Consider the following 9,790-nt stretch of genomic DNA (forward strand, 5'->3'; position numbering starts at 1 on the left):
GGAGTGGGAAGGTGCCCCGGGTGGGGGAGTGCGGGTCAGGGGAGGGAGCCCGGTTCTCCGGTGGTTCGGCGGAGGACTCGGAGGGAGCCGGTGACCCGGATTTCCTCGAAGGATCCCGTTTCCAGGGCTCGGCAGTAGATGCGGTAGGGCGCTTGGCCGCCGTCCTCGGGGTTCGGGAAGACGTCGTGGATCACCAGGACACCGCCGGGGGAGACCCAGTGCGCCCAGCCCTCGTAGTCGGTGCCGGCCGCCGCATCGGTGTGCCCGCCGTCGATGAACAGCAGCGACAGCGGGGTGCGCCAGAACCCGGCGACGTCGCCGGAGCGGCCGACGATCGCGGTGACCTCGTCCTCCAGCCCGGCCCGGGCGATGGTGCGCCGGAATTCGCCCAGCGTGTCCAGCTTGCCGACCAGCGGGTCGACCAGGCCCGGGTCGTGGTACTCCCAGCCGGGCTGGTGCTCCTCGGAACCGCGGTGGTGGTCGACGGTGACGACCCTGCCGCCGGTGTGCCGGGCGGCGGCGCCGAGGTAGATCGAGGACTTGCCGCAGTAGGTGCCGATCTCCACCGCCAGCCCGGTGCCCAGGTGCTCCAGCGCGGTTTCGTAGAGGGCCTGGCCCTCGTCGGCGGGCATGAACCCGGTGGCCTGCTCGGCGAGCTCGCGAAGCCCGTCCGGGATCGGTGGGTGTTGCGGGCGCTCGATGGCCGATCCCTGCGTCACTGGTGCTCCTTCGCGATGGGTTTCCGTGCGCCCCGAGACTACCTCCTGAACTGTCCAGTTCCGGTAGAAGCTGTTCTACGAATCGCGCCCTGGTGCCGTCCGCGCGGGTGCTCCGCCGCCATCCGCCAGCGGCGTGGTTTCTCGCGAAAACGACTGCCCGGCGGGGGTGGACGGGAGTGGGACCGGGGCTTGCTTCTGGGTGGGTTCGGAGGTATCACTAGAACAAGTTTCACTTCGTGGTCTAGGTGGGGCGGGGATGATGGACTTCGCGTTCGAGGAAACGCAGCAGGACATCCAGGAACTGGCTGCTCAGGTGCTGCGGCGTGAATCCCGCGGCGGTGATGGAACGAGTTTCGACGCCGCCGCGTGGAAGGCGCTGGACGACGCGGGTCTGCTCTCCTTGGCGGTTCCGGAGCGGCTGGGCGGCGCCGGGCTCGGGGTGCTGGAGACCGCGGTCGTGCTGACCGAGGTCGGTCGGGTCGCCGCCGATGTCCCGGCGTTGAGTGCGCTCGCCTTCGGTGTCCTGCCCGTCGTCAGGCACGGCACTCCGCAGCAGCAGGAGGAGCTGCTCGGCGACAAGCAGCTGACCGCAGCTCTCAACGAACCGTCGTCGCCGATGCCCGGCCACCCTCGAACCGCGATGGACGGCCAGAAGGTGTCCGGGACGAAGTCCGGAGTGCTGCACGCCGATCGAGCGCACCGGTTCCTCGTTTCGACGACGACCCCGGACGGTCCGGCAGTGGCGCTGGTCGATCCGGCGGGGCCGGGAGTCACCTTGCACCGGACCCGCACTTCGTCGGGATTCGAGTGGACGGTCCGGTTCGACGAAGCCCCGGCAGAACTCCTCGGTGGCGCAACCGCCCTGGCCGACCTGCACGCCTGCGCGATCGCTGGCATCTGCGCGATCGGCGACGGCGCGGTCGCCGGGGCCCTGGCGCTCACCGCCGAGCACCTGCGGACGCGGCACCAGTTCGGCAAGCCGCTGGCCGCGTTCCAAGCCGTCGCCCAGCAGGTCGCCGACGCCTACGTCGCCGCCCGTACCCTGCACCTGGCCGCGCTCTCCGCGTGCTGGCGGCTGGGGTCCGGGCTCGACGCCACCGAGGACCTCGACATCGCCGCCTGGTGGCTGGCCGAGGAGGCCCCCGCGATGCTGCGCACCTGCCACCACCTGCACGGCGGTCTCGGCCTCGACATCACCTACCCGCTGCACCGCTACTCGTCGCTGATCGCGGACCTGGCCCGGCTCGTCGGCGGTGCGCACCACCGCCTGGACGAGCTCGCGGTACGAGCCTGAAACGAGGTGTCGATGTTCATCGAACTCACCGCCGAGCAGCGCGCGCTCGAAGCCGAGCTGCGCGACTACTTCAGCGGGCTGGTCACGTCCGAGGAGCGCGAGCAGCTGGCCGTCGACCGGCACTGCCAGGCGCATCGCGACGTCGTGCGCCGGATGGGGCGCGACGGCTGGCTCGGCGTGGGCTGGCCGGTGGAGTACGGCGGGCGGGGGTTCGGCGACGTCGAACAGCTCATCTTCGCCAACGAAGCCGCCCGCGCGGACGTGCAGCTGCCCGCGGTGACGCTGCAAACGGTGGGGCCGACGCTGCAGGCCTACGGCACGCCGGAGCAGAAGGAGTTCTTCCTGCCCAAGATCCTCGCGGGCGAGATCCACTTCGCGATCGGCTACACCGAACCGGACGCCGGCACCGACCTCGCCTCGCTGCGCACCACGGCGGTGCGGGACGGCGAGAACTTCCTGGTCAACGGGCAGAAGATCTTCACCACCGGGGCGCACGACGCCGACTACATCTGGCTGGCCTGCCGGACCAATCCGGACGCGCCCAAGCACAAGGGCATCTCGATCCTGATCGTCGACACCACCGACCCCGGCTACTCGTGGACGCCGATCATCACCTGCGACGGCGCGCACCACGTCAACGCCAGCTACTACCAGGACGTGCGGGTGCCCGCATCGATGCTGGTGGGGGAGCTGGACCGGGGCTGGCGGCTGATCACCACGCAGCTCAACCACGAGCGGGTCATGCTCGGCCCGGCCGGTCGCATCGCAAGCCTGCGCGAACGGGTGCACGCCTGGGCCGCCGCCCGGACCGCTCCGGGCGGAACGCCGCTGCTCGATCTGCCCGATGTCCGCCGGGTGCTGGCCCGGGCGCGCGCGGAGGAGCGGGTCAACGAGCTGCTGAACTGGCAGGTCGCCGCGGCCGCGGCGCACGGGCCGGTCGCGATCGCGGACGCTTCGGCGACCAAGGTGTTCTCGTCCGAGCGCATCCAGGACCTGGGACGACTGCTGGCCGAGGTGGTAGGCAGGCACGGCGATCCGTCCGATGCGGACACCGCGGACCTGCTGTCTTGGCTGGACGTGCAGTACAAGCGGAACCTGGTGCTGACCTTCGGTGGCGGGGTCAACGAGGTGCAGCGCGAACTCATCGCCACCGCCGGGCTCGACCTGCCCCGAGTGCCCCGCTGAGCCGGAGGGAACATGACCAGCTCGATCACCGACGCCGCTCACCGCATCCAGGAGCGCGGAGCCAGCGCACCGCGGGCCGCGCGCGATCCGGTCAACCTGCCGATGATCAACAACTGGGTGGAGGCCATCGGCGACCAGAACCCGGTCTACACCTCCGAATCCGCCGCTGCCGAATCCGTCCACGGTGGACTGGTCGCGCCGCCGGCGATGGTGCAGGTGTGGACGATGGGCGGGCTGAACCCGCAGCGGGACCCCGATGATCCGCTGTACGCGATGATGGCCGAGCTCGACGAGGCCGGGTTCACCTCCGTGGTGGCGACCAACTGCGAGCAGACCTACCACCGGTACCTGCGGCACGGCGAGCAGCTCAGCGTGTCGACCAAGCTGGACAGCGTGGTCGGGCCGAAGACCACCGCGCTCGGCGAGGGCTGGTTCGTCACCACCCGCAACACCTGGTTCGCCGGCGACGAACCGGTCGCCGAGATGCTGTTCCGGGTGCTGAAGTTCCGCCCACCGGAGCAGAAACCCGAGGAGCCTAAACGGGAAACCGGTGCGAGCGCGATCCGGCCGGCCATCGGCGCGGACACGGCCTACTTCTGGGAAGGCACCGCGGCCGGGGAACTGCGCATCCAGCGCTGCGGGCAGTGCGGGCTGCTGCGGCACCCACCGGGACCGATGTGCCCGGAATGCGGTGCCACCAAACGGATCCACCTGGTGTCCGAAGGGCGGGGCGAGGTCTACAGCTACGTCGTGCACCACCACCCGCCGGTACCGGGCAAGGAACTGCCGCTGGTGGTCGCCCTGGTCGAACTGGACGAAGGGGTGCGCGTGCTCGGCGAACTGCACGGCGTGGCACCGGACGAGGTGGAGATCGGCCAGCGGGTCAGGGTCGACTTCCAGCGCATCGACGAAGAGCTGACGCTGCCCATCTGGCGGCCCGAGCCGACGGAGGGTTCATGACGCTCGCACGGACTCGACTGCTGGGAGAGGTCGCCATCGGCGACTCCCTCCCGGAGGAGAACATCGAGGTCAGCCCGACGTTCGTGGTCAGCACCGCGATCGCCACGCGGGACTTCCAGGACGTCCACCACGACCGCGACCTGGCGGTGGCCAAGGGGTCGAAGGACATCTTCATCAACATCCTCACCACGACCGGGCTGGTGCAGCGCTACGTGACCGACTGGGCCGGCCCGGAGGCGCTGGTGCGCGGCGTGGCGATCAAGCTCGGCGTGCCCTGCTACGCCTACGAGGTGCTGACCATGCACGGCCAGGTGCTGGAACGCGACGGATCGGTGCTGGTGGTGGAGGTGCTGGGGCGCAACAGCCTGGGCACGCACGTCAGCGGGACGGTTCGGGTCGAACTGCCGGAGGTGGCGGGATGAGCGAGTTCTCCGGCCGCGCGGCGGTCGTGGGCATCGGAGCCACGGAGTTCTCCAAGGACTCCGGGCGCAGCGAGCTGCAGCTGGCCGCCGAGGCGGTGCGCGCTGCCCTCGCCGACGCGGGACTGGAACCGTCCGATGTGGATGGTCTGGTCACCTTCACCATGGACACCAACACCGAAGTCGCGGTGGCGCGAGAACTCGGCGTCCCGGAGCTGAGCTTCTTCAGCCGCATCCACTACGGCGGCGGCGCGGCCTGCGCGACGGTGCAGCAGGCCGCGATGGCGGTCGCGACCGGGATGGCCGAGGTGGTGGTCTGCTACCGGGCCTTCAACGAGCGGTCCGGGAACCGGTTCGGGCAGGTGCAGACCGCGCTCGCGGGCGCGCCCACCTCGACCGGCCTGGACAACAGCTGGACCTACCCGATGGGGGTGGCCACGCCGGGCGCGCAGGTCGCCATGTTCGCCCGCCGGTACATGCACGCCTACGGTGCGACCAGCGAGGACTTCGGCCGAGTTGCGGTGGCCGACCGCAAGCACGCCGCGACCAACCCGAACGCCTGGTTCTACCAGCGCCCGATCACCCTGGCCGACCACCAGGCGTCGCGCTGGATCACCGAACCGCTGCGGCTGCTGGACTGCTGCCAGGAGAGCGACGGCGGCGTCGCGATCGTGGTGACCAGCCCGGAGCGGGCGCGAGACCTGCCCAACCCACCGGCCCTGGTGGCCGCGGCGGCGCAGGGCAGCGGGACCGACCAGTTCACCATGACCAGCTACTACCGCGAGGACCTCACCGCGCTGCCGGAACTCGGCGTGGTCTCCCGGCAGCTGTGGCAGCAGTCCGGGATCGGGCCGCAGGACGTCCAGGTCGGCATCCTCTACGACCACTTCACCCCGTTCGTGCTGGTGCAGCTCGAGGAGCTCGGCTTCTGCGGACGCGGCGAGGCCAAGGACTTCATCGCCGACGGCGCGATCGAGCTCGGCGGACGGCTCCCGCTGAACACCCACGGCGGCCAACTCGGCGAGGCCTACATCCACGGCATGAACGGCATCGCCGAAGCGGTCCGCCAGATCCGGCGCACGGCGGTCAACCAGGTCCCCGACGTCGACCACGTCCTGGTCACGGCAGGAACCGGAGTCCCCACCAGCGGCCTGGTCCTGTCCGCGGCGTGAAGATCTGCAGTTTCAATTGAAACTGCAGACCCCCGGCGTTGGGGGAGTCGCACGGATCCCACGATGTGGACCACAGTTTCAATTGAAACTGCGGGTTCCAGCCACGGCGGATCACAGTTTCAATTGAAACTGCGGTTCGGTCAGCAGGCTTGGCCGCACTTGATGCAGATCAGGCCTCCGCCTTGCTTGGGCATCGGGGCGTGGCCTCCGCCTTGCGGGCATTCGTCCATGCGCAGGACGGCCGTGCTGTTGCTGGGCGGTGTGGTCCAGGTCCGGGAACGTGCGAGTTCGTCCTGGAGTACGCCGCTGACACCCATTGGTTCGCTCCTGATCATCGTGCTCTCAGGACTTCACGTCGGCTGAGATCGCGTCGAAGAAAAGGTGCAAATGGTCGGTCCCCCGGGGGATTCCCCGTTCGCGGCGATCCAATCCGAGAGCTGATCGATCGGGTGATGCCGGGTCAGGACAGGGCGTCGAGGCCCCGGCGCAGAGTGGCGCGCAGCTGTTCTCGCAGCTCGTCGGAGGTGTCGACGGTGAACTCGACGTCGAGGGCGGCCAGCGCGGCGATCTGGCGGGTGATGCGGGACAGCGAGTCCTCGCCCAGTTCGACGGTGCAGTCGTTGACACCTGTGGGCGTCACCCGGCTGGGCAGCAGCGGGTGCAGGTGTTCGCGCACCACCTCTGCGGGAGCTTGCGCTGAAACCTGCGCGGTGTAGCGGTAGGGCGCGTCGGCGATGGAGCTGCGCAGGTAGTCCGCGGCGCTCTCGGCGGGGAGTTCGCGGGGTTCGAAACGGCGTCCGGTGGCCAGCGGGTCCTGCAGGCGGTCGAGGCGGAAGGTGCGCCAGTCGTCGCGCTCGGGATCGAAGGCGATCAGGTACCAGAGCCCGACGACGGCTACGACGCTGTGCGGTTCCACCCGTCGGGGTTGCGCCGCGCCATCGCGCTTGACGTAGTCGAACGACAGGACTTCGCGGTCCCGGCAGGCCGCGGCGGCGGTGGCCAGCGTCGCCGCATCGACCTGCGGGCCGTCGCGCACCACCATCGGCACCGTGGCGCCCGAGACGGCCGCCACCCGGGCGCGCAGCCGGGCCGGGAGCACCTGCTCCAGCTTGGCCAGCGCGCGGATCGAGCTCTCCTCGATGCCGGTGATGCTCCCGCTGGCCGCGGTCAGCAGGCCGGCCGCCACCGCCACGGCTTCGTCGTCGTCGAGCAGCAGCGGCGGCAGGTTCTTCCCCGACTCCAGCCGGTATCCGCCGGCGGTCCCGGTGGTGGAGGAGACGGGGTAGCCGAGCTCGCGCAGGCGGTCGATGTCGCGCCGCACGGTGCGGCCGGTGACCTCCAGGCGGTCGGCGAGTTCGGCGCCGGACCACTCGCGCCTGCTCTGCAGCAGCGACAACAACCGGAGCAGCCGGGCGGGCAAAGTCGTCATAACCCCATTATCGCGTCCTTTAGGACAAGATCTGTCCGGAAGGTGTTCTAGGGTCGTCATCATGAACGACTTCTCCGCGTTGACCACCAACGGCCCAGTCCTGTCCCCTTCCGACGAGCACTTCGACACCGAACGCTCCGGGTTCCAGACCTTCCGGGGGCGTCGACCGAACGTCGTGGTCGGGGCGACCGGTGCGGACGACGTGCGGGCCGCGGTGGCGTACGCGGTGGAGCGGGGTTTGGCCGTCGCGGTGCAGAGCCAGGGCCACGGGGTGCCCGCCGAGGTGGACGGTGGCGTGCTGATCACCACCAACCGCATGACCGAGGTGCGGATCGACGCCGAGCGCCGGACGGCGTGGTTCGAGGCGGGAGTGCAGTGGGGATCCGTCGTCGAGGCGGCGGCGGAGTTCGGGCTGGCGCCGCTGTCCGGCAGCGCCCCGCACGTCGGCGCGGTGTCCTACACCTTGGGCGGCGGGATCGGGCACCTCGCGCGGCGCTACGGCTACGCCGCCGACCACGTGCGGGCCATCGAGATCGTCACCGCCGACGGGCAGCTGCGCCGGGTCACCGCCGAGTCCGAGCTGTTCTGGGCCCTGTGCGGTGCGGGCGGCAATTTCGGGGTCGTGACCGGCATGGAGGTCGACCTGGTTCCGGTGGCCGAGCTCTACGGCGGGGCGCTGTACTTCGACGCGCACCAGATCGAGGACGTGCTGACGACCTGGCAGCGGTGGACCCGGGACCTGCCGGAGGAGATGACCTCCTCGGTCGCGCTGGTGCCGTTCCCGGACATCCCGGCGCTGCCGGAACCGCTGCGCGGGCGCCACGTCGCGCACGTGCGGATCGCCTACGCCGGCGACGCCGAGGAAGGGGAGCGGCTGGTCGAACCGTTGCGCGCGATCGGGCCGCGGCTGATCGATTCGGTGCGCGTGATGCCGTACCGCGAGGTCGGCTCGATCTGCAACGACCCGACCCAGCCGATGCCGTACGTGTCGACCAACGCGATGCTGCGCGACTTCGACGACGCGGCGATCAAGACCCTGCTGGACCTGGTCGGCCCGAACGCACCGCAGCGCTGCGTCGTCGAGGTGCGCCACCTCGGCGGTGCCCTGTCGCGGCAGGCGGAGAACTGCGTCGGGAACCGGGACGCGGCCTACGTCTTCGGGCTGAACTCCAAGGTCGACGAGGACACGGTGGACGCCGCCAACGCGCTGCAGAACCTCGTGATGGACGAGATGCAGCGCTGGTCGACGGGCGGTCGCTGCCTCAACTTCCTCGCCGGCGGCAGCGCCAACCCCGACGACGTCCGGGCCTCCTACGACGCTCCCGACTACGAGCGCCTCCGCGCCATGAAGGCGGCTTACGACCCCCGCAACACCTTCCGCCTGAACCACCACATCCCCCCGGCTTGACCCCGGAGCAGGTGGTGCCGGTTCCTCGTGGAATCGGCACCACCTGGGGTCAGTCGTAGGTGACGCGGACCCGGTCGGTGATGGGGAGCGACTGGCAGGCGAGGATGATGCCCTCGTCCAGGTCCTCCTGCTCCAGGACCTCGTTCTGGACCATCTTGACCTCGCCGCTCTCGATGCGGCAGGCGCAGGCGCTGCACGCTCCTTCCCGGCAGGAGAACGGGGCCGCGACGCCGTTGTCCAGCAGGAGGTCGAGCAGGCGCTTCTGGCGCGGCCAGCGGAGTTCGTGGCGCTCCCCGTCGAGGTCGACCTCGACGGTCGCGTCCGCTGACCCGTCGGCAGGTTCGCGCTGGGCCGGCTCGGCGTTGGTCGCCTCGGCCGGAGCAGGTTCGGTGCTGGAATCCGTTGCGGCGGAAGTGGACTTGCGCTTCTTGCGCTCGAACGGGTTCCGCTTGAGGGAGACGAAGCGCTCGATGTGGGTCCGGGCGCGGGGGACGTCGAGCTCGCGGAGCGCTTCCTCGGCGGTGTCCATGAAACCGCCCGGGCCGCACACGAAGCACTCGCGGTCGGCGAACGGCCGGACCAGCTCGCGCAGCGTCGCTGCCGTCGGCAGGCCCTGGACCGATTCCAGCCAGTGCACGACCAGCAGGCGATCCGGGTACCGGGCCACCAGTTCCTGGAGCTCGGCGGCGAAGATGACCGAGTCCTGGTGCTGGTTGGCGTAGACCAGCGCGATGCGGCCGGTTCCGGCGGCCAGCACGGACTTCGCGATGGACATCACCGGCGTGATGCCGCTGCCAGCGGCCAGCAGCAGCGAGTCCTCGTCCAGCGAACCCGGGACGAACGCGCCACCAGGTGGCAGCACGTCCACTTCGGACCCGGCGACCACGTTGTCGCACAACCAGTTCGATCCGTAGCCGGCCCGCTTCACCGTCACCTGCATGGCGTCGTCGACGTGCGGGGAGCTCGACAGCGAGTAGCTGCGCGCGACCGATCCGGTTTCATCGCTGGGGATCCGCAAGGTGAGGAACTGGCCGGGGCGGTAGGACCAGTCCGGTGGTGCTTCGAACACCAGCGAACGGCTGTCCGCCGTCTCGTCGACGACCCCGACGACCCGCAACCGAGCAGGCTCAGGCATCACTGGCTCCTAGAGATTTCTGGGTCGTGAGTGCGTAACAGTGTTCGAACACTGTTACGCACTCACGAC

Annotated in this window: 10 protein-coding genes; 6 read left to right on the forward strand and 4 right to left on the reverse strand. The window is 70.0% G+C overall.

Annotated elements, in window-relative coordinates; all coding sequences use genetic code 11:
* Positions 1-35: 35 nt before the first annotated feature.
* The gene (locus ABTZ89_RS29820; RefSeq protein WP_351050885.1) at positions 36-719 is read right to left on the reverse strand and encodes a class I SAM-dependent methyltransferase; all 684 of its coding nucleotides are present in this window, start codon (positions 717-719) and stop codon (positions 36-38) included.
* Positions 720-978: 259 nt separating this feature from the next.
* Here ABTZ89_RS29820 and ABTZ89_RS29825 point away from each other — a divergent pair, with 259 nt between their 5' ends.
* The 5 genes from ABTZ89_RS29825 to ABTZ89_RS29845 are packed head-to-tail and all read left to right on the forward strand — an operon-like array spanning position 979 to position 5,749.
* Positions 979-2,013, forward strand: a complete 1,035-nt coding sequence (locus tag ABTZ89_RS29825) for an acyl-CoA dehydrogenase family protein (protein ID WP_351050907.1) — start codon at positions 979-981, stop codon at positions 2,011-2,013.
* A gap of 12 nt (positions 2,014-2,025) precedes the next feature.
* Positions 2,026-3,198, forward strand: coding sequence for an acyl-CoA dehydrogenase family protein (locus ABTZ89_RS29830; RefSeq protein ID WP_351050888.1), 1,173 nt, complete (start codon positions 2,026-2,028; stop codon positions 3,196-3,198).
* Positions 3,199-3,210: 12 nt separating this feature from the next.
* Entirely contained in the window at positions 3,211-4,158 is a 948-nt protein-coding gene (locus ABTZ89_RS29835; RefSeq protein ID WP_351050891.1) for a bifunctional MaoC family dehydratase N-terminal/OB-fold nucleic acid binding domain-containing protein, read from the forward strand.
* On the forward strand, positions 4,155-4,580 hold the full coding sequence (locus tag ABTZ89_RS29840; protein ID WP_270949241.1) for a MaoC family dehydratase: 426 nt from the start codon (positions 4,155-4,157) through the stop codon (positions 4,578-4,580). Before ABTZ89_RS29835 ends, ABTZ89_RS29840 begins: the two co-directional genes overlap by 4 nt.
* Positions 4,577-5,749: a lipid-transfer protein gene (locus ABTZ89_RS29845; protein ID WP_351050894.1), complete on the forward strand. Its 1,173-nt coding sequence runs from the start codon at positions 4,577-4,579 to the stop codon at positions 5,747-5,749. Before ABTZ89_RS29840 ends, ABTZ89_RS29845 begins: the two co-directional genes overlap by 4 nt.
* Before the next feature lie 140 nt (positions 5,750-5,889).
* Here ABTZ89_RS29845 and ABTZ89_RS29850 read toward each other — a convergent pair whose 3' ends face one another.
* Both ABTZ89_RS29850 and ABTZ89_RS29855 read right to left on the reverse strand, forming a co-directional pair.
* Entirely contained in the window at positions 5,890-6,066 is a 177-nt protein-coding gene (locus tag ABTZ89_RS29850) for a hypothetical protein (RefSeq protein WP_351050896.1), read from the reverse strand.
* Positions 6,067-6,209: 143 nt separating this feature from the next.
* Positions 6,210-7,178, reverse strand: a complete 969-nt coding sequence (locus tag ABTZ89_RS29855; RefSeq protein ID WP_351050899.1) for a helix-turn-helix transcriptional regulator — start codon at positions 7,176-7,178, stop codon at positions 6,210-6,212.
* A gap of 61 nt (positions 7,179-7,239) precedes the next feature.
* On the opposite strand from ABTZ89_RS29855, the gene ABTZ89_RS29860 reads away from it, so the two are divergent.
* On the forward strand, positions 7,240-8,586 hold the full coding sequence (locus ABTZ89_RS29860; protein ID WP_351050902.1) for an FAD-binding oxidoreductase: 1,347 nt from the start codon (positions 7,240-7,242) through the stop codon (positions 8,584-8,586).
* 49 nt (positions 8,587-8,635) lie between these two features.
* Here ABTZ89_RS29860 and ABTZ89_RS29865 read toward each other — a convergent pair whose 3' ends face one another.
* Positions 8,636-9,721, reverse strand: a complete 1,086-nt coding sequence (locus ABTZ89_RS29865) for a 2Fe-2S iron-sulfur cluster-binding protein (RefSeq protein ID WP_351050904.1) — start codon at positions 9,719-9,721, stop codon at positions 8,636-8,638.
* Between the last annotated feature and the right edge of the window lie 69 nt (positions 9,722-9,790).

It is taken from the genome of Saccharopolyspora sp. NPDC002686, assembly GCF_040295745.1.
GTDB classification, from domain to species: domain Bacteria; phylum Actinomycetota; class Actinomycetes; order Mycobacteriales; family Pseudonocardiaceae; genus Saccharopolyspora; species Saccharopolyspora oryzae.